Origin of the sequence: Paractinoplanes tereljensis, from assembly GCF_016862435.1 — a bacterium.
Lineage (GTDB): Bacteria > Actinomycetota > Actinomycetes > Mycobacteriales > Micromonosporaceae > Actinoplanes > Actinoplanes tereljensis.
On sequence record NZ_BOMY01000043.1, the window covers coordinates 50,295 to 74,529 of the forward strand.

General features: G+C 69.4%; 23 protein-coding genes and 1 tRNA gene. 15 read left to right on the forward strand and 9 right to left on the reverse strand.

Annotation, left to right across the window (positions count from 1 at the left end; all coding sequences use genetic code 11):
- Nucleotides 1-45 precede the first annotated feature (45 nt).
- From Ate02nite_RS34025 to rlmB, 3 genes are read left to right on the forward strand one after another with little or no spacing between them, the layout of a single operon-like run.
- Nucleotides 46-1,401, forward strand: a complete 1,356-nt coding sequence (locus Ate02nite_RS34025; protein ID WP_203812047.1) for a class II fumarate hydratase — start codon at nucleotides 46-48, stop codon at nucleotides 1,399-1,401.
- A gap of 22 nt (nucleotides 1,402-1,423) precedes the next feature.
- Nucleotides 1,424-2,836 (forward strand): cysteine--tRNA ligase, encoded by a 1,413-nt coding sequence (gene cysS / locus Ate02nite_RS34030; protein WP_203811993.1) that lies wholly within the window; start codon nucleotides 1,424-1,426, stop codon nucleotides 2,834-2,836.
- Complete coding sequence (gene rlmB / locus Ate02nite_RS34035) at nucleotides 2,836-3,960, forward strand: 23S rRNA (guanosine(2251)-2'-O)-methyltransferase RlmB (protein ID WP_203811994.1); 1,125 nt, start codon at nucleotides 2,836-2,838, stop codon at nucleotides 3,958-3,960. The genes cysS and rlmB overlap by 1 nt, the downstream gene beginning before the upstream one ends.
- A gap of 154 nt (nucleotides 3,961-4,114) precedes the next feature.
- Here rlmB and Ate02nite_RS34040 read toward each other — a convergent pair whose 3' ends face one another.
- Nucleotides 4,115-4,696 (reverse strand): hypothetical protein, encoded by a 582-nt coding sequence (locus Ate02nite_RS34040; RefSeq protein ID WP_203811995.1) that lies wholly within the window; start codon nucleotides 4,694-4,696, stop codon nucleotides 4,115-4,117.
- Nucleotides 4,697-5,503: 807 nt separating this feature from the next.
- Here Ate02nite_RS34040 and Ate02nite_RS34045 point away from each other — a divergent pair.
- The gene (locus Ate02nite_RS34045; RefSeq protein WP_203811996.1) at nucleotides 5,504-5,803 is read left to right on the forward strand and encodes a hypothetical protein; all 300 of its coding nucleotides are present in this window, start codon (nucleotides 5,504-5,506) and stop codon (nucleotides 5,801-5,803) included.
- Between the two features lie 79 nt (nucleotides 5,804-5,882).
- On the opposite strand, the gene Ate02nite_RS34050 is transcribed toward Ate02nite_RS34045, so the two are convergent.
- Together Ate02nite_RS34050 and Ate02nite_RS34055 are read right to left on the reverse strand one after the other, a co-directional pair.
- Nucleotides 5,883-6,599, reverse strand: a complete 717-nt coding sequence (locus Ate02nite_RS34050; protein ID WP_203811997.1) for a hypothetical protein — start codon at nucleotides 6,597-6,599, stop codon at nucleotides 5,883-5,885.
- Nucleotides 6,599-7,957, reverse strand: coding sequence for a glycosyltransferase family 2 protein (locus tag Ate02nite_RS34055; RefSeq protein ID WP_203811998.1), 1,359 nt, complete (start codon nucleotides 7,955-7,957; stop codon nucleotides 6,599-6,601). Before Ate02nite_RS34055 ends, Ate02nite_RS34050 begins: the two co-directional genes overlap by 1 nt.
- A 470-nt stretch (nucleotides 7,958-8,427) precedes the next feature.
- On the opposite strand from Ate02nite_RS34055, the gene Ate02nite_RS34060 reads away from it, so the two are divergent.
- The 4 genes from Ate02nite_RS34060 (at nucleotide 8,428) to Ate02nite_RS34075 (ending at nucleotide 10,487) form a co-directional block, all read left to right on the forward strand.
- Nucleotides 8,428-8,862: a hypothetical protein gene (locus Ate02nite_RS34060; RefSeq protein ID WP_203811999.1), complete on the forward strand. Its 435-nt coding sequence runs from the start codon at nucleotides 8,428-8,430 to the stop codon at nucleotides 8,860-8,862.
- Nucleotides 8,863-9,144: 282 nt separating this feature from the next.
- Nucleotides 9,145-9,453, forward strand: a complete 309-nt coding sequence (locus Ate02nite_RS34065; RefSeq protein WP_203812000.1) for a hypothetical protein — start codon at nucleotides 9,145-9,147, stop codon at nucleotides 9,451-9,453.
- A gap of 156 nt (nucleotides 9,454-9,609) precedes the next feature.
- A complete protein-coding gene (locus Ate02nite_RS34070) occupies nucleotides 9,610-9,858 on the forward strand; it encodes a hypothetical protein (RefSeq protein WP_203812001.1) in 249 nt (82 codons plus the stop codon).
- Between the two features lie 200 nt (nucleotides 9,859-10,058).
- The gene (locus Ate02nite_RS34075; protein WP_203812002.1) at nucleotides 10,059-10,487 is read left to right on the forward strand and encodes a hypothetical protein; all 429 of its coding nucleotides are present in this window, start codon (nucleotides 10,059-10,061) and stop codon (nucleotides 10,485-10,487) included.
- Between the two features lie 74 nt (nucleotides 10,488-10,561).
- Here the strand turns inward: Ate02nite_RS34075 and Ate02nite_RS34080 are convergent.
- Nucleotides 10,562-10,638: transfer RNA gene (locus tag Ate02nite_RS34080), tRNA-Thr, on the reverse strand.
- Nucleotides 10,639-10,775: 137 nt separating this feature from the next.
- Here Ate02nite_RS34080 and Ate02nite_RS34085 point away from each other — a divergent pair.
- On the forward strand, nucleotides 10,776-11,861 hold the full coding sequence (locus tag Ate02nite_RS34085) for an ABC transporter ATP-binding protein (protein ID WP_203812048.1): 1,086 nt from the start codon (nucleotides 10,776-10,778) through the stop codon (nucleotides 11,859-11,861).
- Between the two features lie 48 nt (nucleotides 11,862-11,909).
- On the opposite strand, the gene Ate02nite_RS34090 is transcribed toward Ate02nite_RS34085, so the two are convergent.
- Together Ate02nite_RS34090 and Ate02nite_RS34095 are read right to left on the reverse strand one after the other, a co-directional pair.
- Nucleotides 11,910-14,879 carry an Hsp70 family protein gene (locus Ate02nite_RS34090; protein ID WP_203812003.1) on the reverse strand — a complete coding sequence of 990 codons (2,970 nt, stop codon included), beginning with the start codon at nucleotides 14,877-14,879 and terminating at the stop codon, nucleotides 11,910-11,912.
- Nucleotides 14,880-14,908: 29 nt separating this feature from the next.
- On the reverse strand, nucleotides 14,909-15,448 hold the full coding sequence (locus Ate02nite_RS34095; protein ID WP_203812004.1) for an SbtR family transcriptional regulator: 540 nt from the start codon (nucleotides 15,446-15,448) through the stop codon (nucleotides 14,909-14,911).
- Nucleotides 15,449-15,526: 78 nt separating this feature from the next.
- On the opposite strand from Ate02nite_RS34095, the gene Ate02nite_RS34100 reads away from it, so the two are divergent.
- From Ate02nite_RS34100 to Ate02nite_RS34110, 3 genes are read left to right on the forward strand one after another with little or no spacing between them, the layout of a single operon-like run.
- On the forward strand, nucleotides 15,527-15,913 hold the full coding sequence (locus Ate02nite_RS34100) for a nuclear transport factor 2 family protein (RefSeq protein WP_203812005.1): 387 nt from the start codon (nucleotides 15,527-15,529) through the stop codon (nucleotides 15,911-15,913).
- 23 nt (nucleotides 15,914-15,936) lie between these two features.
- Complete coding sequence (locus tag Ate02nite_RS34105; RefSeq protein ID WP_203812006.1) at nucleotides 15,937-16,365, forward strand: GNAT family N-acetyltransferase; 429 nt, start codon at nucleotides 15,937-15,939, stop codon at nucleotides 16,363-16,365.
- The gene (locus tag Ate02nite_RS34110; protein WP_203812007.1) at nucleotides 16,362-17,540 is read left to right on the forward strand and encodes a low temperature requirement protein A; all 1,179 of its coding nucleotides are present in this window, start codon (nucleotides 16,362-16,364) and stop codon (nucleotides 17,538-17,540) included. The genes Ate02nite_RS34105 and Ate02nite_RS34110 overlap by 4 nt, the downstream gene beginning before the upstream one ends.
- Here the strand turns inward: Ate02nite_RS34110 and Ate02nite_RS34115 are convergent.
- Complete coding sequence (locus Ate02nite_RS34115; RefSeq protein ID WP_203812008.1) at nucleotides 17,533-18,153, reverse strand: TetR/AcrR family transcriptional regulator; 621 nt, start codon at nucleotides 18,151-18,153, stop codon at nucleotides 17,533-17,535. The two genes, Ate02nite_RS34110 and Ate02nite_RS34115, sit on opposite strands and share 8 nt — an antisense overlap.
- 69 nt (nucleotides 18,154-18,222) lie before the next feature.
- Between Ate02nite_RS34115 and Ate02nite_RS34120 the strand changes: the two genes are divergently transcribed.
- Nucleotides 18,223-18,774, forward strand: a complete 552-nt coding sequence (locus Ate02nite_RS34120; RefSeq protein WP_239147922.1) for a peroxiredoxin-like family protein — start codon at nucleotides 18,223-18,225, stop codon at nucleotides 18,772-18,774.
- Nucleotides 18,775-18,788: 14 nt separating this feature from the next.
- Here Ate02nite_RS34120 and Ate02nite_RS34125 read toward each other — a convergent pair whose 3' ends face one another.
- Entirely contained in the window at nucleotides 18,789-19,649 is an 861-nt protein-coding gene (locus Ate02nite_RS34125; RefSeq protein WP_203812010.1) for a hypothetical protein, read from the reverse strand.
- A gap of 96 nt (nucleotides 19,650-19,745) precedes the next feature.
- Between Ate02nite_RS34125 and Ate02nite_RS34130 the strand changes: the two genes are divergently transcribed.
- Nucleotides 19,746-21,488, forward strand: a complete 1,743-nt coding sequence (locus tag Ate02nite_RS34130; protein WP_239147923.1) for a potassium channel family protein — start codon at nucleotides 19,746-19,748, stop codon at nucleotides 21,486-21,488.
- Here the strand turns inward: Ate02nite_RS34130 and Ate02nite_RS34135 are convergent.
- A complete protein-coding gene (locus Ate02nite_RS34135) occupies nucleotides 21,471-22,691 on the reverse strand; it encodes a DUF4032 domain-containing protein (protein ID WP_203812011.1) in 1,221 nt (406 codons plus the stop codon). The genes Ate02nite_RS34130 and Ate02nite_RS34135 overlap by 18 nt on opposite strands.
- A gap of 115 nt (nucleotides 22,692-22,806) precedes the next feature.
- On the opposite strand from Ate02nite_RS34135, the gene Ate02nite_RS34140 reads away from it, so the two are divergent.
- On the forward strand, nucleotides 22,807-24,225 hold the full coding sequence (locus Ate02nite_RS34140) for a S1 family peptidase (RefSeq protein WP_203812012.1): 1,419 nt from the start codon (nucleotides 22,807-22,809) through the stop codon (nucleotides 24,223-24,225).
- Nucleotides 24,226-24,235: the final 10 nt, after the last annotated feature.

Sequence of the window (24,235 nt, forward strand, 5' to 3'; positions counted from 1 at the left end):
CAGAGTGCCGGATCAAGGGCAACAACGCGAGTCGAGCGGGACACGATGGGTGAGGTCTTGGTGCCGGCCGATGCCCTGTGGCGGGCGCAGACCCAGCGGGCGGTGGAGAACTTCCCGATCTCGGGGCGTGGCCTGGAACCCGCCCACATCGTCGCCCTCGCCCAGATCAAGGGTGCGGCCGCCCAGGTCAACGCCGCCCTCGGCGTACTGGATGGGGAAATCGCCGAAGCGATAGCGAAGGCCGCGGCGCAGGTCGCCGCCGGGGGTTTTGAGGACGAGTTCCCGATCGACGTGTTCCAGACCGGCTCGGGCACCTCGTCGAACATGAACGCCAACGAGGTCATCGCCACCCTCGCCGAGCGTGCGCTGGGTCGTTCGGTGCACCCGAACGACCACGTCAACGCGTCGCAGTCGAGCAACGACGTGTTCCCCTCGTCGATCCACCTGGCCGCCACCGAGGCGGTCGTCTCGACCCTGATCCCGGCCCTTGAGCATCTCGGCGCCGCCCTCTCCGCCAAGGCGGAGGAGTGGGCGACGGTGGTCAAGAGCGGTCGCACCCATCTGATGGACGCCACGCCGGTCACTCTCGGTCAAGAATTCTCCGGGTACGCCCAACAGGTGACCAACGGCATCGAACGGCTCCGCGCCTCGCTGCCCCGCCTGGCCGAGCTGCCGCTGGGCGGCACCGCGGTCGGCACCGGCGTGAACACCCCGCCCGGGTTCGCGGCCGCGGTGATCGAGAAGCTGCGGGAGACCACCGGCCTGCCGGTGACCGAGTCCCGCAACCACTTCGAGGCGCAGGGCGCCCGGGACGGCCTGGTCGAGGCGTCCGGGCAGCTCCGGACGATCGCGGTCGGCCTCTACAAGATCGTCAACGACATCCGCTGGATGGGCTCCGGGCCGCGGGCCGGCCTGCGCGAGCTGCGCCTGCCCGACCTGCAGCCCGGCTCGTCGATCATGCCGGGCAAGGTGAACCCGGTCGTGCCGGAGGCGGTCCGCCAGGTCTGCGCCCAGGTGATCGGCAACGACGCGACGGTGGCGTTCGCCGGCACCCAGGGCGACTTCGAGCTCAACGTGATGCTGCCGGTGATGGCCCGCAACCTGCTCGAGTCGATCCGGCTGCTGGCCAACGCGGCCCGGCTGCTGGCCGATCGGTGCGTGGCCGGCCTCGAGCCGAACGTCGAGGTCGCGCTGGGGTACGCGGAGGGATCACCGTCGATCGTCACCCCGCTCAACCGGTACCTCGGTTACGACGAGGCCGCCGCCATCGCCAAGTCGGCGCTGGCCACCGGGCGCAGCATCCGCGCGGTGGTGATCGAACGCGGCCACCTCGACTCCGGCAAGCTCACCGAGAAGCAGCTCGACGAGGCACTCGACGTGCTCCGCATGACCCGTCCGTGACCGTTGTCGCTACCCTTGTACGGTGACGCTGCGCTTGTACGACACTGCGACCCGATCCGTCCGGGACTTCGTCCCGAAGACGCCCGGTCAGGTCGGGATCTACCTGTGTGGTCTCACCGTGCAGTCCACGCCGCACATCGGGCATCTGCGCTCCGCGGTGAACTACGACGTGCTGCGGCGATGGCTGCTGCACACCAACCATGAGGTCACCTTCGTCCGGAACGTCACCGACGTCGACGACAAGATCCTCGACAAGGCTACGACGTCCGGCCGGCCCTACTGGGCGATCGCCTACGCGAACAAGCTGGTCCTCGACGCCAACTACCGCGACCTCAACGTCATCCCGCCCACCTACGAGCCGCTGGCGACCGGGCACATCCCGGAGATGCACGAGCTGATCACGGCGCTGATCTCGGCCGGGCACGCCTACCCGGCGGCCGGTGGCAACGGCGACGTCTACTTCGATGTGCCGTCATATCGGGAATACGGTCAGCTGTCCGGACAGAACCCGGACGACATGCGCCCGCCCACCGATGGCGGCGAGCCCGACAAACGGGACTATCGCGACTTCGCCCTGTGGAAGGGTGTCAAGGCCGACGAGCCGACCGACGCCTCCTGGCCGTCGCCGTGGGGCCGGGGCCGGCCCGGCTGGCACATCGAGTGCTCGGCCATGGCCCGGCGCTACCTCGGCGACGAGTTCGACATCCACGGCGGCGGTCTCGACCTGACCTTCCCGCACCACGAGAACGAGATCGCCCAGTCCCGCTCGGCCGGTCTGCCGTTCGCCCGCTACTGGGTGCACCATGCGCTGCTCAACCTCGGCGAGGCCAAGATGAGCAAGTCGCTGGGCAACGTGATCGATGTGGCTGCGGTCCAGGGCATGGGCATCCGCCTGGTCGAGTTGCGTTACTACCTGGGCACACCGCACTATCGTTCCCGGATCGACTACTCCGACGATGCGCTGCGCGAGGCCGCGGTGGCCTATCGCCGGATCGAGGGATTCGTGCAGCGGGCCGCCGAGATCGTCGGGCCGGGCCGGCCCAAGGACGTTCCGCCGCAGTTCGCGGCCGCTATGAACGACGATCTCAACACGTCGGCCGCCTTGGCCGTCGTGCACGACACGATCCGCGAGGGCAACACCGCTCTCGCGGCCGGCGAGGAAGCCGGCATCCGGGGCGCGCTCACCGCGGTCCGCGCGATGCTCGGCGTCCTCGGCCTCGACCCGCTCGATGCGGCGTGGACCGGCGGCATCACCACCAGCGACCTCAAGCCCGTGGTCGACTCCCTGGTGAAGCTCGCGCTCGAACAGCGAGCGCAGGCGCGGGCACGTAAGGACTGGTCGGCTGCCGACTCGGTCCGTGATCAGCTCAAGAACGCGGGAATTCAGGTGGAGGACACTCCGGCCGGGCCGCGCTGGACGGTAGGAGAGCACTGATGCCGGGTAACTCCCGCAACGCAAGCAAACGGGTCGTGTCCAAGAAGGGCGCGGTCAAAGGTTCCGGCGGTAAGAACCGGGACACCCTGAAGGGCCGGGGCAAGACCCTGCCGGCCGACGAGCGTCCCTGGCACAAGGGCTACTCGGGCAGCGAGAAACTGCCCGAGAAGACCGCGCGCAAGCAGGACAAGGAGCGCCGCGCCGCGGCCGCCGAGGGCCGCGCGCCCAAGATCGGTCTGCCCGGCAGCAAGGACACCACCTGGGGTCGCGGCGGTGGCCGGGGCACCGGTCGTCCCGCCCCGCAGCGCGGTGGCCGGGGCGGTCAGTTCCGCAACGGGCCCCGGATCGCTCCGGGCCGCCGCTCCAACCCCACCAAGGAAGGGCCGGAGCTGCTGCTCGGCCGCAACCCGGTGGTCGAGGCGCTGCGGGCGTTGGTGCCGGCCACGGCGCTCTACACAGCGCAGGGCATCGACATCGACGAGCGGGTCACCGAGATCGTCCGGACGGCCGGCGACCGGGGCATCCCGATCCTGGAGATCGGCCGGCACGAGCTCGACCGGATGACCGGCGGCGTGCTGCACCAGGGCATCGGCCTGCAGGTGCCGCCGTTCGCGTACGAGAACTTCGAGGACCTGGTCACGGCCTCGCTCGAGCAGACCGCCCCGCTGCTGGTCGCGCTCGACGGCGTGACCGATCCGCGCAACGTCGGTGCGGTGATCCGTTCGGTGGCCGCCTTCGGTGGGCACGGCGTGTTCATGACCGAGCGTCGTGCGGCCGGCATCACCGCGACCGCCTGGCGCACCAGCGCCGGCGCCGCGGCTCGGGTTCCGGTCTCCCAGGTGGTCAACCTGACCCGGGCGATCAAGCACGCGCAGAAGGAAGGCTTCACCGCGATCGGCCTCGACGCCGACGGCGAGACCGACCTCTACCAGTTGGAGGCCGCGATCGGGCCGCTGCTGGTGGTGGTGGGCTCCGAGGGCCGCGGGCTGTCCCGCCTGGTCGGCGAGACCTGCGACCTGCGGGTGAACATCCCGATGCACTCCGACATGGAGTCGCTGAACGCCAGCGTCGCGGCCGCCGTCACGCTGGCCGAGGTGAGCCGCCGCCGGCTTTACGGCCAGTAAGAACTACGCAAAAGCGGAACCGCCGGGCTGAATCAGCCCGGCGGTTCCGCTTTGACCCCATGAAGTTTTGTCGCAGAGCTTCCGGCTATATCCCTCCCGATTTAGACGAGCCACTCTTTGCGAGCTGAACCCCGAGAATCAGCGAACGTCAGCCTTAGCGAGTCGGCTGGTTGGGGTTCCGAGGCGGCTGGTTCGGGTTGCGAGGCGGCTGGCCGGTCGGAGTCTGCTGGCCGGTCGGAGGCTGCTGGTTTCCCTGCTGCCCACGCGGGAAGTTCGGACGCGGGAAGCCGGGCCGGCCCGGGAAGCCGAAACCACCGGGACGTCCCGGGAAACCCCAGTGCGGGCCGGGACGGAACTGGCCCGGCCACACCGGCCGGAACCGGGACGGGAAGCCGCCGATGGCCCGGAACGGCACACCGAAGCCGATACGGTCCCAGTCGTCGTTGCTGGCGACCTGCAGCGCCCAGGCACCGCTCCGGAGGCCGACGCGGACCGGGGCACAGTTGTGGTCGTCCCAGTTGCCGACCCGCTCGCCGAAGTTACCGGCGAGCTCGCAGCCCTGCAGCGTCCGGTAGTAGCCGACGACCTGCTCGCCCGACCCCCAGAACTGGTGGGCCGCTGCCGGCCTGGGCTCGTGGTTACCGCTCTGGGTTGCCGCGGCAGCCGGCCCTGCGGTTGCCAGGGCGGCGAGCAGACCGAATCCACCCATAGTCAGGATTCGAGTAAGCTTTTTCATCGCGTTTCCTTTCATGCGGTATTTCCGCGGTGCATTTCGAAAGGGAAAACACAATTAGCACTACGTCGGTTGTCGCCGGAATGACTGTTGCCGCATGACCGTTCGGATGACAGTTTTGGTGGCATTGCGAACATTAAGTCGGTTTCACGTCAGATGCGAGATCGCCTTGCATTAGGCGCCTATATCGACGATTTCTTGCTCTCTGTAACGGTGCGACTACTCGTTCGATGTAGTGCGAATGGTTGAGACGGTCGACTGATCACCCGATCGGGCCATCCGTCCGGGCTGCCGGCGGCACCGAAATCCCGGCAACGGCTGGCCGGGCGGTGGTCTTGTTCGTCGTTCCTAACCCGAATGGTGGCAGATCCGCTTTTGATCCCCATTGCTTTACGCGCGGTCCGCTGATAGCAGTGCGCGGAGGACCGGAATGGTCCCTCGTGACGTTCACAGGCCGTTCTGGCATGTTTATGGAATGCCGAAAAACGAATGGCCATTTGGCCACGCTGCCGCGTTGTCGGATCTGTACATTGTGGACCAACGAATTGTGGTGCGAGCCGGCCGGGTGATCACCTACGGCGCCCATCGGAGTCGTAGCTTCGCCGGAAAGGACTGTGTGGTGCCCCGGCGCTCATTACCGGCGGGGGCGAACCGGGTCTAGCCGGTCGAGCATCAGGGCCTCGGCGACAAGCTCGGGGCCACGGGCATCGGGGGATATCTACTTATTCAGGCGCATCCCGGACAGGCTGGCCTCGGGCGGGGTAGGCCGAAGCTCCGGGCAAGCAAAAACGCGACGAGGAACCAAACGCCATGGAACACAGCAACAACGTCCTGGAACGCAGCAATACCGCCCTTCCCGCTCGGTGGCGAGCGGCCTACCGGGCAGCGGTGGAGATGCTCGAGAGCGATCAGCCGTACAGCGATCCGTCCGACCCGGTAGCCCGCGCTCGAGCGCAACGTCTGCGTACGGACACTCGTAGATGGATTCGGGACCAGAAGACGCTCGCATCCGTCGGCGTTCTCGATCCGGTCCAGAACTTCTTCATCGCCCAGATCCCGGACAACTGGCGCGAGATCGACCTACGCCGGCGACACCGCCGGCGGATGTGATCTCGACGAGCTAGTCAACGGCGAAAGCGTCTGAACCGCGAGGTCTCGCGGCTCAGACGCTAAAAAATGGGGATGTCGGTCAGATCCGGTCGGCGGCACCGACCGGCCCGCCGGGCAGCTGCGCGCGAGCCAGTTGCTCCCCGGCCGCCTCGGACCGCTCGCCCCACAGCACGCGCAGTTGGGTGTGCATGAACGAGGCAAGTTGGTGCCGGTAGTCGGCATCGAAGACGACAAGCGTCTCGATCTGTTTCTGCAGCGCCTCGCGCTTGATCTCCAGGCTGCCGACCGCGTCTTCGTAACGGTGCCGCGCCCGGAGATCGGACTGCTCAGCCCGTTCCCGTCCGTCCGCGACGATCTGTGCGGCCGCCGCGCGCGCGTCGGCGAGTGCCGCCGCGGCCTGCTGCCGGACTTCCTCGGCCTCCGTGTCGGCGTCGCGTCTGCGCTGTTCGAAAGTGGCCCGAGCGTCGTCCAGGAGCCGGTCGGCCTCGGCGCGAACCTGATCGGCGTACGAACGAGCCTCGGTCTTGATCTGTTCGGCGGAGGCCTGGGCCTCGGCCCGAACCGTCTGTGCGTGCCGGTTCGCGGCGGTGATGTGGTTCTCGGCCGTGCGCTGCGCCAGCGACAGGACCTGCAGGGCTTCATCGGGCGGCAACCCGGCGTCCGCAGTGGTCGGTGGCGCCGATGTCGCCGGCGCCGAGAACACCGGGAGCACGACCGTCGCACTGCCGATGGCGCTGTGCTGGCGCGCGATCTTGACGCGCTCCACCGTCTGATTGTCACTCACGACAGCCTCCATCATGATCCGTTGCCATCGGGCAGGTATCCGCTGTAGTACACCGATCCAAGCTGCGTCACCGATACGGCGGAGGGCAGCGAGCGGTGGCCGGGCCGGGCTCGCCAGCCGCGTACGCAGAGGGCGATCAGGGCGAAGTACCGGATCGGGAGGACGAGCACCAGGTTGACCGCCGCCTCGACCGGGGTGAGCAGAAGCCAGGTCCGAACCTTTTGCCGGCGGCTGGTCGCGGGCATGTCGATCAGGTGCAGTGCCCCGGCGGCGTACCGCAGAAGCAGGTAGTACGCCGCACCGAGGATGATCGCCGGCCACTGCGGGCCGTCTCGCCAGATGCTCGTCACGATCGCGATGACCGAGCCGGCGACGGCCGGCGGAATGACGAACAGGTGAGTCAGCGCGAACAGGCGGGAGATCCCGCCGTGGCGCCAGCTCGCACCGGTCGACGCGAGCCGGATCATCCGCCACCACGAGGTCGACCAGGCCAGCCGTTGACGGTAGGCGGTGCCCGCGTCGGTGGCGGCCGGGGACCAGGCGAGCGCGTCGCTCACGCCCACGACCTCACCCTCGCCGAGGGCGAAGACGGCCAGCTGACAGCTGTCGTCGTTGCCGCCGGCGGCGAGATGGCGGCGCCGATGCGCAAAGGGGACGCGGGCGCGATACAGAACCGGCATCCCGGCGATGATTTTGAACAGGCGCGCCGGTGACCGCCGCGCCGCCGGGACGGCGGCGGAGGCGCCGAGGCTCAGGTCGGCGATCCGGGTGAGCAGCTTCGGCCGGGAGCCGCGGGCGATCATCTTGCCGACCGTCGCCATCACCCGGGGCTGGGAGAACGCCCGGAGCTGGCGCGAGACCGAGTGCTCCTCGAGTACGCAGCCGGCGTCGACGACCAGCACGAAGTCCCAGTCCTCCGGCTGGAGCCGGTCGAGTACGTAGCCCGCGGCGGCGTGCCCACCGGCGTTCTTCGTGCGGTGCCAGCGGACCTGGGGATGTGCGAACGGTTCCACCGGATGACGAACCGAGCCGTCGTCGACGACGTGCACCTCGTCCACCGCGATGCCGCGCTGGTCGAGGATCGACCAGACGCAGGCCGCCAGGTCCTCGGAGGTCTGCTCGTACGCCGGGACGATCGCGACGATGCGGCCGGTCACCATCGGCTGGTGGCGAACGCGGCCGGCCTTGAGGAAGGTGAGGATGAAGAACAGCAGCGTCGTGTTGCCGAACCACCAGGCGATCAGGAAGGCCGGGCCGGAGATCGAGTGGTGCAGGTATCGGGTCGCGACCGCCAGTACGAGGACCAGGATTCCCAGGGCCGGCGCGAGGAACATCCAGCCGCGCCGGACGAGAAGGCTCTCAGGCGACACGGACGGACCTCCGTCCGGTCACTGAGTGGAGAACTTGCAGTGAACCGGCCGTACCGGCGTCGGGGTACATGCGCGTGGACCTTTCGGCTGGAAGTGGTGGGAGACGTCCGCTCCCGGCGCGAATGCTGGCAAAAACGCCCAAATTTGGCAAAGTCGATCAACCGGTTCATATTTAATTCAGCCTTTCAGTAGCAAATTCCGCCGGTTCGAATTCGACCGCCTACGGGTGCCCTCGGCCGAACCGGCACGGCTGAATTCCGAACGGGCCACCGGGCTCGTCGGCCGGGATGCCGGCGATCAAATTTCGATCTTTCGATGGGCCGCACCGCAGGTATTCACCCGGTTGGGAATAATGCTTATGGGCGGATCTGGCTGAAGGATCGGTGCAAGTCAACGATGCGTACCGCTGAATGCCCACGTATATAACTCGCGGTTGTTCCGGGTGAGGATCCAACCGAGGGAGTCGAGCGATGCGAGAAGTCGACCTCACCGATGATCGGCGCAGTGCACAGCCGGGCCATGCCGGCGAGCGATGGCGACCGCTCGCCCAGCAGCTGGCCGCCCGCTTCGTGGCGGCCGGCGACAGCGACGAAGGGATGGTCCAGGCGGCCATCGGGGTGATCCTCGCCGTCGAGCGCCGGGTCGGTTCGGGCGGACCCCAGCTCATCTCGGTGGCCGTGCCGCTGGTCATCCGGGCGCTACGGCGTCTGCGCCGGGAACGGTTCCGGGCGTGGCCGGAGTCGGTGCCGCCGTTCCCGTTGCTTCAGATGGCGATCGCGAACGCCGAGAGCGAGTTGTGTGTGCGCCTTCGGCGGTCACCCACGGTGGGTGAGGTCGCGAACTATTTGGACGTGGCCGAATGCCAGATCATCGTCGGGCTGGAGACCGGATGGTCGGTCGGATGACGCCCCGACGGTCGCTCTCGGCCGATCGGTCAGCCGCGAACGTCCCAATTGTCGTCAACGGCGGACCAGCGACCGAGATCCCGCGTGGCCCGCTGCGAGTTCCTCATCATGCAACAAGCGGTTAGCGAAAAGTGATCGGGCCGATAATCCCTTAACCGGCAGCAGTGCCGGCGGGGCTTGCATCGCAACGCGAACCAGCCGGGGGTTCTCCGGTTTTGTGAATCGTGGGAACCCCCGGTTCAATCATGGACCGGCAAGTTGGAACGGCATAGCAGGTGACCGATGACCGCGCCCGGAAACTACCACCTACTTCTCGCTCTTGCGTTGGGCATTCTCATTTCCAGCGGCTATGCCGTCGGGCGAATCCATCAGTGGCACAAGGACGGCCAGGAACGCGATGATGCCTATCGCCGCGGATACGAAGCGGCCTCGGTGTCCATCTTCAGCACGATGAGCAGCGAAAATCCGGGCACCCAGAGCAGCCTTCGGCACCGGTCGCGGCCCGTGCGCGGCACGGTGACCATGGCGACCTCGGCTGATCGGCCGATGGTCTACCCGCGGCGTGCGGAACGGGTCCGCGCCGGCATCTGAGACTTTTCTGAATCGTCCGATAATGCGATGCCTCCCTCGCGGAATCGGACGCAAGGGGTGGCCCATCCTCCGCGAACCGGGATGGGCCACCCTCGTTTAGTTGAAAAGGCTCCACGGGCATTACCTTGTAGCGTTTCAGTGTTTTAAAATGGTCGGGTGCTGACCGTTGGAAACAATGCCATTCAGATCATCGCCTACATACTGGTAATGATGCTGTGCGCCTACGGCGGCGGACGGGTCCATCAGTGGTACAAGCACACGATGGATCGCGATCAATCATTCCGGGACGGCTACAACCACGGCTACCGGGCCCTCTTCGCCCTCGCCGCCCGGCGCGCCCGGCCGAAGGCCGCTTTGCCGAAACCGAGCGAGCAGCGTGACCCGAACGGGCCGCTTCGGGACTGAGCCGGGGCGCTTCTATCCTTCGGGATCGCGGTCCGTGGGCGAATCGCTTGATTGACGCCAAACGGATTACCGTCGCTTTATCGTTGGCGTGACGACGGGATTTCTTGGCGAACCTCGGGCCACTCATGATCGTTTGGTGGCTGGACGATCAGGCGTGATCGTCAATTCGCCAAGATGAGATGAGTTGCAGCATGTCAATCTTGTCCAAGGTCGTTATCGCCGCCACCGTTACCGCCGGTGCGCTCCTTCTGCCGGCCTCGGCGGCCCAGGCGGCCGAGAGCCACTGCCGCCCGTGCTTCGGCAACGGCTTCGGCCACGGGTTCGGCCACGGCTTCGGCCACGGGTTCGGCCACGGCTTCGGTGGCCCCCGCTTCGACGACGACGCGTTCTTCGGGGACGCCGGCTTCCTCGATGACGACGACGACCTTCTCTTCGACGACGACGACGACTTCTTCGACGGTCCGCAGCAGCAGACCACGGTCGTCGTCGTCCAGGTCCCGGCCAAGCCGCACCACCACAAGCCGAAGCCGGCCGCTTCCGACAACGGTGCCGACGACGGTTACAAGCCGGCCGACGAGCCGGCCGACGAGGAGCCGGCCGACAACGACAGCTACCGCAAGGGCGCCTGACGAACTCAGGTTTACGCTCGGTAACCAGCGGGGGCCGGCCAGACGGCCGGCCCCGCCGGTGCGTCTGGGTGAGCTGGAGCCCCCGGTCGGGATCGAACCGACGACCTCCCGTTTACAAGACGGGTGCTCTGGCCATCTGAGCTACAGGGGCACGCGGGGCCCAGCATAACGTCCTGTTTCTTCCCGGGCGCCTTGGCAGGTCACGTAAAACGGTTTACGTTTACACAGCTGTTTCCACTCGGATCGTCCGGCACGTTCCTGCCGGTGGATAAGGAAGTTGGTTTCACCATGGCTACGGTCACCTATGACAAGGCCTCTCGTATCTACCCGGGCTCTGAGCGCCCCGCGGTGAACGAGCTGAACCTCGAGATCGGCGACGGGGAGTTCCTCGTCCTGGTCGGCCCCTCCGGTTGCGGTAAGTCCACCAGCCTGCGCATGCTCGCCGGCCTCGAGGACGTCGACAAGGGCCGCATCCTGATCGAGGGCAAGGACGTCACGAACCTCCCGCCGAAGTCGCGCGACATCGCGATGGTCTTCCAGAACTACGCGCTGTACCCGCACATGTCGGTGTACGAGAACATGGCGTTCGCGCTGAAGCTGCGCAAGACCAGCAAGGCTGAGATCGACCGCCGGGTCAAGGAAGCCGCCGCGCTCCTCCAGCTCGACGAGTACCTGTCGCGCAAGCCGAAGGCCCTCTCCGGTGGCCAGCGCCAGCGTGTCGCCATGGGCCGCGCGATCGTGCGTGAGCCGCAGGTGTTCCTCATGGATGAGCCGCTGTCGAACCTCGACGCCAAGCTCCGGGTCCAGACCCGTTCGCAGATCGCCACGCTGCAGGCCAAGCTGGGCGTCACCACCGTCTACGTCACCCACGACCAGGTCGAGGCCATGACCATGGGTCACCGGGTCGCGGTCATGCTGGACGGTGTGCTCCAGCAGGTGGACACCCCGCGGGCGCTCTACGACACCCCCGGCAACGTCTTCGTGGCCGGCTTCATGGGCTCCCCGGCCATGAACATCAAGACCGTTCCGCTGACCGAGGCCGGCGGCCACTTCGGTTCGCTTGCTGTTCCGCTGTCCCGCGAGCAGATCGCCGGCGCGCAGAGCGGTGGCGGCAAGGTCACCATCGGCTTCCGTCCCGAGGCCGCTGACCTGGTGACCGAGACCGAGGGCGGCTTCCCGATCGTCGTCGACCTGGTCGAGGACCTCGGTTCGGACGCCAACGTCTACGGCCACGCCGATCTCGAGGGCGGCCCGGAGCGCTTCACGGTCCGCACCGACCGGCGGCACATGCCCAGCATGGGCGACACCGTTTACGTCAAGCCGCAGACCAACAGCCTCCACGTGTTCAACGCGGAGACCGGCATTCGCATCTGACGCAGCGTTAGAAACCGGGCGGTCCCTGACGGGGCCGCCCGGTTTTTGCTATCCCGCGAACTGCTGCAGGACGAAGTCTTTCTCGGCCGCGCAGGCCAGCATCGACGTGCTCCAGGCGCAGGTGTCGGAGCGGATGTCGCTGAGCGAGCCGAGCGGCACCGCCGCGTCGCCCAGGTGCCGCCCGGTCAGGGCCGGGTCGCTCGGCGAGAGGCTCAGGGCCTTGGAGAACTCGAGCAGGTTGCCGCCGTCGAGCCGGGCCGCCTCCCCGGTGTGCGTCCAGACCCGCTTGCCGGTCCCGTCGATCAGGGTCGTCTCCGGCACCGTGGTGGTGACCAGGACGGCCTCGCCGACCGGGACGATCGTGCTGACGTTGGCCAGCTTGTAGCGCCAGACCACGGTGTCGTCCTCGGCCGCCACGTCCAGCGCGACCACGGTGGTGGTCTTCGCGTCGTAGGAGATCTCCTCGTCGAAGCAGACCCGGTCGTCGCCGCAGGGGGTGACGTCTTTCATCTGGCTGTCGGCCGCCTGGGTCGTGTAGACGACCTTCGGCTCGCCGAGCTTGTCCAGCCGGTAGGAGAGAATGCGCTGGTCATCGGGCTGCAGCACGATGAGCCGGCCGTTGTGCGCGACCACCTCGTCCTTCGGCTCGGCCACGTTCTGCCGGGAGGTGAGGATCTTGCCGGTGTTCGCGTCGATCACCCGGGCCGACTTGTCGGCGGCGATCTGCACCACCCGCGGATCGTCGCTGAGGTCGGGCTCGAAGGCCCGGCCGAACACGGTGGCCGGCCCGCCGAGATCCTTGGGCGTGGTGGCCAGCAGGACCTTGGTAGCGGTGGACAGGGTGCTGGTCGGGTCGGGCTGCGACCAGCGCTCGGTGCCGTCGGTGAGCTTGACGCCGATCAGCCGTTTGCCGGGCCGATCGGCGATCACCGCGGAGTCGCCGGCGAAGAACACCTCGTCGTCCTGGTCGAGAGTCCGCTGCCAGAGCAGGTTGCCGTGGTCGGCGCCGAGGACGACCATCCGCCGCCGGTAGTCGTTGGCCGAGTCGAGATCGGTGAACAGCGCCACCCCCACCGGCAGCGGCACCATCGATTTCCAGCGGGTCGCGGTGCCGGCTTCCCGGCTGGTCCAGATCGGTTCGGTGCCGTTCAGCCCGATCGCGACCACGCCCGCAAGGCCGTTGCTGTCGGCGTCGGAGCTGGCGAAATAGGCTCGATCGCGATAGATCTCGGCATCGGACCAGTCCGAGGTGACCGGCACGACCGGCGTGATCCGGCGCGGCTCGCTGAGCGGGTGATAGTCGAGGGCCCGATAGTCGGGCCAGAAAACCCAGGCCAGGGCGGCCCCTGCGGCAAGAACGACGGTCAAGGCCGAGGCAATGAAGACGTACGCCCTACGTCGGCGTCCCGTGGTTCGGGCGGGAGCTTCCGGTTTGGTCGCGCTCACCGGCCCGCCGCCGGGCGGCGTGCGGGGTTGCGCCGGCGCCGTCCCCGGCCATCCGGCGTATTGCGGGTGGCCCGTCGCGGGCGATCCGGGGTAGGGCGGCGCGGGCGATCCGGGGTAGGGCGGCGTCGTCGGCGCGGGGGACGAGGGTCCGAGGATCGGATCGGCCGTGGTGGGCATCGCGGCGACCTCGCCGGTGGCCCACGGGTCGACCGGCGCGGCCCGCAGCCGTTCGTCGGTCTCCTCCTCGGGCGGCGCGGCCTGCGTCGGCGGCCCGGACACCGGGCGCGGCAGCGGCGGCCCGGACACTGGCGGCCCCGACACCGGCGGCGCCGAGGTGGGCGCGGCCGCTTCGGCGCGCGTGTCGGTGATCGGCGGCGGCGAGTCGTGCCGGGTGGCCGACGTCGGCGTCGGCGTAGCGGAGGTGGCCACCCCGGTGGCGAATTTCGCCGGTGCGGGCGCCGGGCTCGCTTGCGCGGGTGCCGAGTTGGCCTGGGCGGCGGCGATGATCGCGCCCTCGGCAACCGGTAGCTCCGGCTGCTCCAGCACGGTCGGGGCGATGCCCAGCTCACTGTGCAGCAGGCGGGCCACCAGCGGGATCCGGGACGAGCCGCCGACCAGGAACAACCCGGCCAGATCGGCCGGTTTCAGGCCGGCCGCCGCGATCACCGCGGCCGTCTCGGACACCCCGCGCCGCACCAGCGGGTCGGCCGCCGCCTCCAGCTCGTCGCGGGTGAGGTGCACCGCGTGCTCGACGCCGGGCACCGGGACCGGCGCGAACGAGCTGCGGGACAGCATCTCCTTGGCGCCGCGCACGTCGTCCCAGAACCGGCGCCGCGCTCGCCACTCGGCCAGCGTGGTGGGCTCGGTCAGTCGCTGCCATGCGGCCGGTTCGCCGCCGGCCAGGGATTTGCCCAGGTGCTCGACGAGCGCCGCGTCGATGTCGAGCCCGCCCAGGTCGTCGGCCCCGCCCGAGGCAGTCACCGAGAAGATGCCCGGTTTGTCGGCGTGCACCACGGCCACGTCGAGGGTGCCGCCGCCGAAGTCGAAGACGGCGAGCGAGGAACCGGTCGGGACCGGCCGGCGCAGCACCTCGGCGAAGTAGCGCGCGGCCGCGACCGGTTCCGGCACCAGCCGGGTCGAGGCCGGCCAGCCGGCCCGGCCGAGCGCCTCGCTCAGCACCGCCCGGCGCGGCGGGCCCCAGGCGGCCGGAAAGGTCAGGATGGCCGGCGGCAGGAACCCGGTGGTGGCCACCGCTTCCCGGGCGACGGCGCCGAGCAGCGCCGCGAGCAGGTCGGCGACCGGAATGCCCTGGTCGGAGCCGAGCAGCACGGTGCCGTCGTCGACGTGTCGTTTCGGGTTGGGCTCGAGCCGGGCCGGATCGGCGTGCCCGAGCCGCAGGGCGTCGGCCCCGACGTGCAGCCGGCCGGAAGTGTCCAGATAGACCGCCGACGGCATCAGCGGCTGGCCGTCGAAGAGCAGCGGCCGGGTGCGCCCGTCGGGATGGCGCAGCATCGCCACCGTGTGCGAGGTGCCCAGGTCAACCCCGAGCACGAAGCCATCGCCGTCGGTCACACTGTGCCCCCTCACCCTCGGCCGTCATGCTACGACGCGGGTACGACGGATTCGCCGGGGCGCAGGCCCGCGAAGACGATGGCGAGCGTGTCGCGCTGCAACGACGGAGACCATCCACCACGCAACGCACCCTGGCAGACCGCGACGAGCAATGCCATCACCTCGTCCGGTCCGATCTCGGCGCGCACCTCGCCGGCCCGCTGGGCGCGCGTGAGCAGCCCGGCCACCACCGCGTGGAACTGGGCGATCGACTCGGCCACCTCGAGTTGCGGCAGCAGGTCGATGACCGAGCGCCGGGCGGCGGCCGAGGCGACCAGGTCGGTGAAGACGCCGAACAGGGTCGCGTCCGGTGCGGCGACTCGGGCGGCCAGGCCGGCCAGGGTGTCCTTCATGATCGCGGCGAGCAGGTCGGCCTTGGTCGGGAAGTGCCGGAAGATCGTGCCGATCGCGACCCCGGCCTCGGCCGCCACCTGCTCGGTCGAGGCCGCGGCGCCCTGTTCGGCGAAGACCCGGGCGGCAACCTCGAGGATCTTGGCGCGATTGCGGACGGCGTCGGCGCGTGGCGGCATGGGCGCTCCCGATTGACAAAGTGAGTCGTGACTCATAATTTACCTGAGTCGAGACTCACTTTACTGGAGGGGTGCGCGATGAACACACGGGAGGTTTTCGAGCGGGCGATCAACGCCGGCGAGGTCCGCACCGATTACCTGGCCGACGACGTGGTGATCGAGTGGCCGTTCGCGGCCGGTGGCCCGCGCCGGATCGAGGGCCGCGCGGCGTTCGCCGCGATGGCCGGCCCGGCCCGGGCCGCGCTGCCGTTCCGGCTCGACGAGATGGTGATCGACGTCGTCCACGAGACCGCCGACCCGGCCGTGATCGTGGTGGAGTACCACCTCGGCGGCACCCACTCGGCGACCGGCGAACGCCGGTCCAGCGCGCTGATCGCGGTGATCCGCGTCGCCGGCGACCGCATCACGCACTGGCGCGAATATCAGGACACGCTGGCCATCGCCCAGGCTATGACCGGCTCGTGACCAACGGCCCCTAAGGTGGCCGCATGCGCGTCGAACGGATCAAGGACGCCGCCGCGGTCCTGGCCGCGGCGGACCTCTTCGATGCGCCGCCGATCGCGGCGGCGACCGAGCGTTTCCTCGCGACACCGGGCCACCACCTGCTTTTCGCGTACGAGGAGGGCGGTCGCGCCGTCGGGATGATCTCCGGCGTCGAGATGACCCACCCGGACAAGGGCACCGAGATGTTCATCTACGAGCTCGGGGTCGCCCCGGTGGCTCGTCTGCAGGGCATCGGCACCCGGCTGGTGGCCGAGCTGGCCGGCATCGCCCGGGAGAACGGCTGCTACGGCATGTGGGTCGGCACCGAGGTCGACAACGAAGCCGCGCTGGCCACCTACCGCCGCGCCGGCGCTACCGACGAGACGTCGTTCACGCTGCTCAACTGGGACCTGCTCGAGGGAGTTGGCGAATGACCGGCCCGACCCGCAACTGGCTGGTCCCGATGCGGGCCCGCAGCACCGACGAGCCGCATCGCGTCTCCACCCCGCTCGAGCTGTTCTTCGACCTCTGTTTCGTGGTCGCGGTGGCGCAGGCGGCCGCGCCGCTGCACCACAGCATCGCCGAGCACCACGTGCTGTCCGGCCTGCGTGGCTACCTGATGGTCTTCTTCGCCATCTGGTGGGCGTGGATGAACTTCACCTGGTTCGCCTCGGCCTACGACACCGACGACGACGTCTACCGGCTCACCACGTTCGTACAGATCGCCGGCTGTCTGGTGCTGGCGGCCGGGGTCGGCCCGGCGTTCGAGGACGCCGACTTCCGGATCATCACCATCGGTTACGTGATCATGCGGCTGGCCCTGGTGGCACAGTGGCTGCGCGCGTCCCGCTCCGACCCGGAACGCCGCAACGTCGCCCAGCGGTACGCCATCGGTGTCGCGGTGGTGCAGCTGTTCTGGATCCTGCGCCTGTGGACCCCGGAGTCCTGGCCGGTGCTGCCCCTGTTCCTGGTGCTCGTGCTGGCCGACGTGGCGGTGCCGGTCTGGGCCGAGCGAGCCAGCGGTGGCCCGACCACCTATCACCCGCACCACATCTCCGAGCGCTACGGCCTGTTCACCATCATCGTGCTGGGTGAGTCGGTCTCGGCCGCGACGCTCGCCTTCCGCGGGGCTCTCGACGAGGGCAGTGACTACAACACGGTGCTGCTCCGGCTGGCCGTGGCGGGCCTGGTGATCGTCTTCGCGCTGTGGTGGCTGTACTTCGACCGCTCGGCGCACGCCCTGGTCACGACGCTGCGCACGTCGTTCCTGTGGGGTTACGGCCACTACTTCATCTTCGCCGCCGCGGCCGCGGTCGGGGCCGGCCTGGGGGTCGCGGTCGACCACGCCACCCACCACGCCGAGATCTCCTCGACCCTCGCCGGTTACGCGATCGCCGTACCCGTCGCGGTCTATTTGTTCTTTGTCTGGTTGTTGCACATCCGCCCGCACCAGAGCGGGCCGATGCTGCTGGCCTTCCCGGTCGCCGTCGTCCTGGCGCTGCTGACCCCGCTCACCCACGCGTCGCTGGAGTTGCTGGCCGCGGTGCTGGTCGGGCTGGTCGCGGTGAACGTGACCCTGGGGCGCCGGGTGCCCGACCGGATCAGCTGACCATCGCGGCCAGGCCGCGCAGGACGATGGACAGGCCGCCGTCGAACTCGTCGTCGGCACTGACGGTGCCGGCGCGGCGGGCGGTGTCGCGCAGCAGTGGGAAGTCGGCGGCCGGCAGGGCGGCCATGACCAGCGTGCCCGGGCCGGCCAGCGCGCCGAGGCTCTCCTGCAGGAGCGCGCCGTTCAGGTAGGCGACCAGGCCACGCAGCGCCACCACCCGGTCGGCGTCGTCGAATCCGGCCGCGGTGAGCACGGCCAGCGCCGACTCGGTCCAGCGCAGCACGGCGTGGCACCGCTGACGGTTCGCGATCAGCAACGGCACCACCCGCTGGTGGGCGGCGAGCGATGCCCGTACGCGTTGGCTGAGGATTTTCAGGTTTTCGGTCCAGATCGGACCGTCGGGCACGGTGGCGTCGAGGTCACGCAGGACCCACTCGCAGACCAGCAGCTCCAGCTCGTCGCGGTCGGCGACGTAGCGGTAGAGGGCCATCGTGCTCAGGCCGAGTTCCTGGGCGGCGGCGCGCATGGTGAGGCCGGCCAGGCCATCGCGATCGATGATCGCGACGGCCGCCGCGGCCAGGCGGTCCGGTTGCAGCGAGCGAGGGCGGGGCACGGCTTGACAGCGTACGCGGTACGCCTACGCTGTTAAATGTACGTTGTACGCCTACGAGGGGCAGGTACCGTGCGCAACCTGACCGCGGTGGACGGCACTACCGTGCCGATCCCCGATCCCGATCGCCTCGTCCACCTGCAGTTCCGGCGATTCGCCGGCTGCCCGATCTGCAACCTGCATCTTCGCGAGATCGTCCGCCGGCACGACGAGATCGCGGCGGCTGGCCTGCGCGAGGTGGTCGTCTTCCACTCGCCGGCGTCCGAGCTGGCGGAATATGACCTGCCGTTCGCCGTCATCGCCGATCCGCAGAAGCTGCTGTACGCGGAGTTCGGGGTCGGCGCCTCCCGGCGAGCCCTGCTGCATCCGCGGGTCTACCTGCCGCTGCTGCGCGCTGTGACCCGCGGCACGATCGCCGTCCTGCGCGGCCGGGAGAAGGCGCCGGCGTCGCATCAGGCCAACGGCCGCCTGGGTCTGCCCGCCGATTTCCTGATCGCCCCGGACGGCCGCACGGTGGCCCGGAAGTACGGCCGGCACGCCTATGACCAGTGGCCGGTCGATGAGCTGCTGGGCCTGGCCGCCGAGACGGCGATGCCCGCCCGGCGGGGCCGGACGGGCATCTGAAAAGGGGGTTGGTGTTAGCTGTACTGCGCGTCCACGCCGGCCACCGGGCGGCCGGGGGAGAAGCCGCGGCGGGCCTCGCCGTCGATCGGCTCCTCGAGCAGGCGCGGGTCGTCGACGGTGGCGGTCGGCTTCGGGGCCTTCTTGACCTTCTTGGCCTTGGCGGGGGTGCTCTTCGCCGGCGCCGGGGCGACGTCGGACGGGTCCGCGGCCGAGTCGGCGTCCAGGTCCAGATCCGGGTCCACGTCCGAGTCCAGGTACGGGTCGAGGTCCGAGTCCAGGTCCGAGTCAAGGTCCGAGTCGGCGTCCAGGTCGAAGTCCGAGTCCGGGTCCAGGTCGAGGTCCGAGTCCGGCTCCAGGTCGCCCGGGAGGAGGTCCATGCCGCCGGCCGGGAGGCCGAACGCGTCGGGGATGTCTTCGTCGTCGGCCGGCCGGCTCGTCGGCGTCGCGTTCGCCGGAAGCCGGCCACCCAGGCCGCCGAGCAGCGGCAGGCCACCCTCGAACGACTCGGCCTGACGCGGGGTGGTGGGCCGCACCGCGCCCGGTGTGTCGCCGTCCGGAAGCAGGCCCGACGTGACGGGGCCCGCCTTCGTGGTGGGCTCGCCGGTCAGGGCCGGCTTGAGGTCGGTGCCGTTGTGGCCGGCCGCGTAGTCCACCAGCGGCGGCGCACCCAGCGGCGTTTTGCCCAGCGTGCTGTGGCGGAGCGGATTCTCCACAGTGGCCCCGTTGGAGCGGCCGAGCAGGCTGGCGAGTTGTTCGTCGGCCTGCTGTTCCGCCGTGCCGGTTCCGGGCACCAGGTCGGCCTGCGCGGGAGCGGCGGCACCGAACAGGAAGATCCCGCCGGCGAAGACCGCACCGGCATACCAGAACTTGCGCACTGAATTCCTCCAGGACTGTGCAAACTCGGACGAATAGCGTCGGAAGGGGCAACGACTTGCCACGCCGAGGGGTTCCGGCTCGCTACGATCGCGGGTGTGCCCGGTGAACCGATCAAGGAGCTGATGTCGCGCCTGCGTGATCGCAACTCCGACGACCGTCCACATGTGGTGGTGTGCGGCTCGGATGCCTTGGTCTACACCCTTGCCGAGGAGCTGATCGGCGCCGACCGGCCGCTGCGGATCACCGTCATCACCCCGCCTGACCTGCGCCCGGACGTGCCGAACTTCGATGATCTGAAGGCTCGCGGGGTTCGGGTGATCACCGCCGCCCGGCTCGACGAACGAGCCTTCCGGGAGGCCGGGCTGGCCGGTGCGGCGGGCCTCGCGCTGGCCATGCCGGACGACATGGTGAACCTGCACGCGGCGCTTTGTGCCCGTTCGGTGGAGGGCGATCTGCGGTTGGTCCTGCGGATGTTCACTACCGGTCTCGCACAGAATGTGCGTCGTCTCTTCGCCGATTGCGCGGTCCTGTCCGACGCCGCGATGGCTACCCCGGCGTTCGTCGCGGCGGCCCTCGGCGAGGTCGCGCCGGTTCACTTCCGCTATGCCGGCCGCACCCTCTACGTGACCCGGCGGACGGAGGCGGCGGACGGCACCGTGGTGCTGCCGCTGACCGCGTCGGTCGAGGGTGGACAGATCGCGGTGCTGCCGGGCGACGACGAGGCCGGCCCGAGTGATCTCGTGCTGGCCGAGGCCGTCGGCCGGTCGGCCGGCCCGGCGGTGGCCCGGCGCCGGCGCGGCCGCACCCGTCGCCGCCTCTCCTATCGGCGGGCACTGCGGGTGGGCATGACCCGCAAGCTCGCGGTCGCGGTGGGGGTGGCGGTCGCGCTGACCGTCGCGGCCGGCGCGGTGCTCACCCGGTACACCGGGGTGCACGGCTTCTGGGAGTCGATCTACCTGACCATGCTGACCGTGGTCGGTTCCTCCGATGTGGAGCCCGACCGGCGGCCGATCGCCCAGGCCGCGCAGCTCGTGCTGACCGTCGCCGGGGTCGCGCTGCTGCCGCTGATCACCGCGGCGGTGGTCGACGGGGTGGTGAAGACCCGGCTGGCCCGGGACCGGGGCGAGGTGTTCGGCGAGCACGCCGACCATGTCGTGCTGGTCGGGCTCGGCAACGTCGGCACCCGGATCCTGCGCCAGCTGAACGACTTCGGCGTGGACGTGGTCTCGATCGACGTGGCACCGGACGCGCGTGGTGTGCGGGTCGCCGAGGAGCTCGGCCTACCGGTGATCGTCGGGGACGCGTCGCAGGCCGAGACGCTGCGGGCCGCCTCGATCGACACCTGCCGGGCGCTTGTCGTGGTCTCCACCGACGACGCCGTCAACCTGCAGGCCGCGCTGCACGCCCGGGCGGCGCGCAGCGATCTGCGGGTGGTTCTGCGGCTGTTCGACGACGACTTCGCCACCCGGGTCCAGGACGTCTTCGACATCAACATCTCGCGCAGCGTGCCCCGGCTGTGCGCGCCGGCGTTCGCAGCCGCGCTGCTCGAACGTGAGGTGCTCGCCACCATCCCGGTCGAGCGGCATGCGCTGCTGGTGGCCGCGGTCGAGGTGACAGCCCGCTCCGATCTGGACGGTGCGCCGCTCAGCCGGGTCGACCGGCCGCGGAGCGCCCGGGTGATCGCCATGCGCGCGGCCGGCGAGCAGTGGGTCGACTGGCGGCCCGACCCGCGCCGGGTGCTCGCCCCCGGCGACGAGGTCGTGGTGGTCGCCCGCCGGGCCGGCCTGCGGGCACTCCGCCAGCAGGCGGCCGCGCCCCGGTCAGACCTCGGCGGGTAGTTCGCTGACCTCGACGCCGAGCACGGCCTGCTCGTCCGGCTTCTTGGCGAGCACGTCGGTGAGGTAGGACTGCACGGCCGGGGCCATGCCGACGTCGCGCCCGGCTTTCTCGGACAGCAGCCACTTGTGCTGGATGATCTGGGTGAAGATCTCCTGCGGTTCCAGCTTGCGGCGCATGCCCTGCGGGACGGCCCGGACCACCGGCTCGAACACCTCGGTGAGCCATCGGTGCGCGGCCTGCTGCTCGTCGGTGAGCGCGCTCTCGGCCCGGTAGGTGTCCAGGTCGTTGAGCAGCTGCCGGGCCTGGTTCTCCTCGGCGTCCAGGCCGGTCAGGCGCAGCAGGCGGCGGGTGTGGTAACCGGCGTCGACGACCTTGGGACGCACCCGGATGCCGCCGTCCACCGTGGACATCGCCACCTCGGCCACGTCGAAGCCGAGCTCATTGAGCCGGCGGATGCGGCCCTCGAGATCGTGCCGGGTGTCCCGCTGGGCGATTTCCTGCTCGTAGGTGACCTCGTGCCACAGCCGTTCGTAGCGGGACACGATGTCGTCGACCACCTGCTCCGGGTCGATCGACTCGTGCAGCAGCTCGGCCGCCTGCAGGTCGAGGCACTCGCCGAAGACGTTCACCCGCATGATCTCGATGTCTTCGCTGCGCTGGCCCTCGGACAGCTTCGGGTAGAGGTTGCCGGTCTCGGCGTCCACCAGGTAGGCCGCGAAGGAGCCCGCGTCCCGCCGGAACAGGGTGTTGGACAGCGAGCAGTCACCCCAGAAGAAGCCGGTCAGGTGCATCCGGACGAACAGGGCGACCATCGCGTCGAGCAGCCGGTTGAGCGTGTTGGGCCGCAGCACGTGCGAGAAGAGCGCCCGGTAGGGCAGCGAGAACTGCAGGTGCCGGGTGACCAGGATGGTCTCCAGCGGCTCGCCGTTGACGTCGAACCGGTCGGTGACGGTGGCTATCGCCTCGACGGACGGGAAGTCGATGCGCTCGAGGGCGCGCAGAAGGTCGTACTCCTTCTCGGCGATCCGCTCGCGGGTCTCCTTGAGGGCGTAAACGACGTCGTTGAGCTTGACGAACCGCACGATGTGCCGGGAGATGCCCTGCGGCAGCGCGACCAGATGGTCGGCCGGCCATTCCTCCAGCGGGATGCTCCAGGGCAGCTCGAGGAGCGCCGGGTCGATGAGAGCGGACGTGATGCGCACCCCACCAGTGTGCCCGTCGCTGCGGCGCGTCGCGGCCGCAGGTGGCTCGTTACACAGGTTCGAGAACGCTGGATCAGTTCAAATTTCCCGTGATATGACGTGAATGGCGGTTGAGATGCGACGTAAGGCTGGCATGGCCGCCGGGGCGTGCGCGGCCCTGGTGCTGGCCGGTGCGACGGGCGTCACGGCGTGGCGGTACGCCGGTGACGACGGCCGCCCGGTTGGCACCTGGCACGAGGCACCCGGCGTCGCCCGTACGCCTGTCTCGGCGGATCAAGCGCAACCAGCGGACCCGGCGGGCCCGGCAGGCCCAGCAGACCCGGCGGACCCGGCCCAGACCGGCCGGGTGCTGACCCCGGAGGAGGCCGAGGGCCAGGGCGATGTCGTCGCCCCCGCGCCCGAGCGGTCGGCCGCGGACCGCCCGCTGGAGTCGGCCACGGTCGACGGCCGGCAGCGGGTCGGCGAGCTCGTGCGGGTCGATCGCCTGCTCGGTTACCTGGGGCGCGGCCCGCAGAAGGAGACGTTCCGCTACCCGGGCGCGTCCTACGTCAAGCTGCACTTCAAGCGGATGGCGATGCTGCCCGGTGACTACCTGACCGTCGCCAACGCGGACGGCACCGAGTCCTACCGCTACGACGCGCCCAAGGTCCTCGAGACCGGGTCGGTCAACAAGTGGGCGATGTCGGTCACCGGGGACACCGCCGTGCTGGAGATGCACCGCGCGGCCAACCCGATGGGGGCCGGCAATCTGCTCGGGGCCCTCGGCGTCGGGGTCGACCGGGTCGCCCGCGGTTTCAGCCGGGACGAACAGTCGCGGCAGCCGGAGTCGCAGCTCATCCCGCCTGGTCGCACCGGCCGGGAGGAGTCGGTGTGCGGCGCCGACACGTCGAAGGACGCGGTCTGTTACCGCTCGGCCGACCCGGTCGCTTACACCAAATCCAAGGCCATCGCCCGGTTGCTGATCAACGGCACCGAGCTGTGCACCGGCTGGCGGGTCGGCATCAAGAACCGCATGCTCACCAACAACCACTGCTTCACCACCTCGAGCGCGGCCTACGAGACCGAGGTCTGGTTCAACTACCAGTGCGCGACCTGCGGTGGGTACGACGTCTTCCAACCCACCAAGGTGTGGGGCAAGGAGGTGCTGTCGACCGACCACACGTACGACTACACGCTCTTCACGGTCGACAACTTCGACGCCATCAAGAAGTTCGGCTTCCTCCAGCTCGACACGGCCCGGCCGGCCAAGAACCAGGAGCTGTACGTTCCGCAGCACCCGGCCGGTGAGCCCACCCGGATCGCCGGTTCGCTCGGCGACAAGGCCGGGAACTGCTCGGTGACCGACCCCGGCTACACCGGGTACACGGCGGCCTCGGACGTCGCCTACTACTGCGACACCGAGGGCGGTTCGTCCGGTTCGCCGGTGCTGTCGAGAAAGACCAACAAGGTGGTGGCGCTGCATCACTTCGGCGGCTGCCCCAACTCGGGGGTACGCGGCGACCTGCTGGCCGCCAAGTTGCGTACCCTCCTCTAGTTTTGAGGGC

Bases quoted from the DNA above. Each gene is read 5' to 3' on its own strand.
- Ate02nite_RS34040 (WP_203811995.1), bottom strand. From the start codon at position 4,696: ATGAAAAAGCTTACTCGAATCCTGACTATGGGTGGATTCGGTCTGCTC.
- Ate02nite_RS34025 (WP_203812047.1), top strand. From the start codon at position 46: ATGGGTGAGGTCTTGGTGCCGGCCGATGCCCTGTGGCGGGCGCAGACC.
- Ate02nite_RS34140 (WP_203812012.1), top strand. From the start codon at position 22,807: ATGCGACGTAAGGCTGGCATGGCCGCCGGGGCGTGCGCGGCCCTGGTG.
- Ate02nite_RS34065 (WP_203812000.1), top strand. From the start codon at position 9,145: ATGACCGCGCCCGGAAACTACCACCTACTTCTCGCTCTTGCGTTGGGC.
- Ate02nite_RS34105 (WP_203812006.1), top strand. From the start codon at position 15,937: ATGCGCGTCGAACGGATCAAGGACGCCGCCGCGGTCCTGGCCGCGGCG.
- rlmB (WP_203811994.1), top strand. From the start codon at position 2,836: ATGCCGGGTAACTCCCGCAACGCAAGCAAACGGGTCGTGTCCAAGAAG.
- Ate02nite_RS34110 (WP_203812007.1), top strand. From the start codon at position 16,362: ATGACCGGCCCGACCCGCAACTGGCTGGTCCCGATGCGGGCCCGCAGC.
- Ate02nite_RS34050 (WP_203811997.1), bottom strand. From the start codon at position 6,599: ATGGAGGCTGTCGTGAGTGACAATCAGACGGTGGAGCGCGTCAAGATC.
- Ate02nite_RS34100 (WP_203812005.1), top strand. From the start codon at position 15,527: ATGAACACACGGGAGGTTTTCGAGCGGGCGATCAACGCCGGCGAGGTC.
- Ate02nite_RS34060 (WP_203811999.1), top strand. From the start codon at position 8,428: ATGCGAGAAGTCGACCTCACCGATGATCGGCGCAGTGCACAGCCGGGC.
- Ate02nite_RS34085 (WP_203812048.1), top strand. From the start codon at position 10,776: ATGGCTACGGTCACCTATGACAAGGCCTCTCGTATCTACCCGGGCTCT.
- Ate02nite_RS34045 (WP_203811996.1), top strand. From the start codon at position 5,504: ATGGAACACAGCAACAACGTCCTGGAACGCAGCAATACCGCCCTTCCC.
- Ate02nite_RS34095 (WP_203812004.1), bottom strand. From the start codon at position 15,448: ATGCCGCCACGCGCCGACGCCGTCCGCAATCGCGCCAAGATCCTCGAG.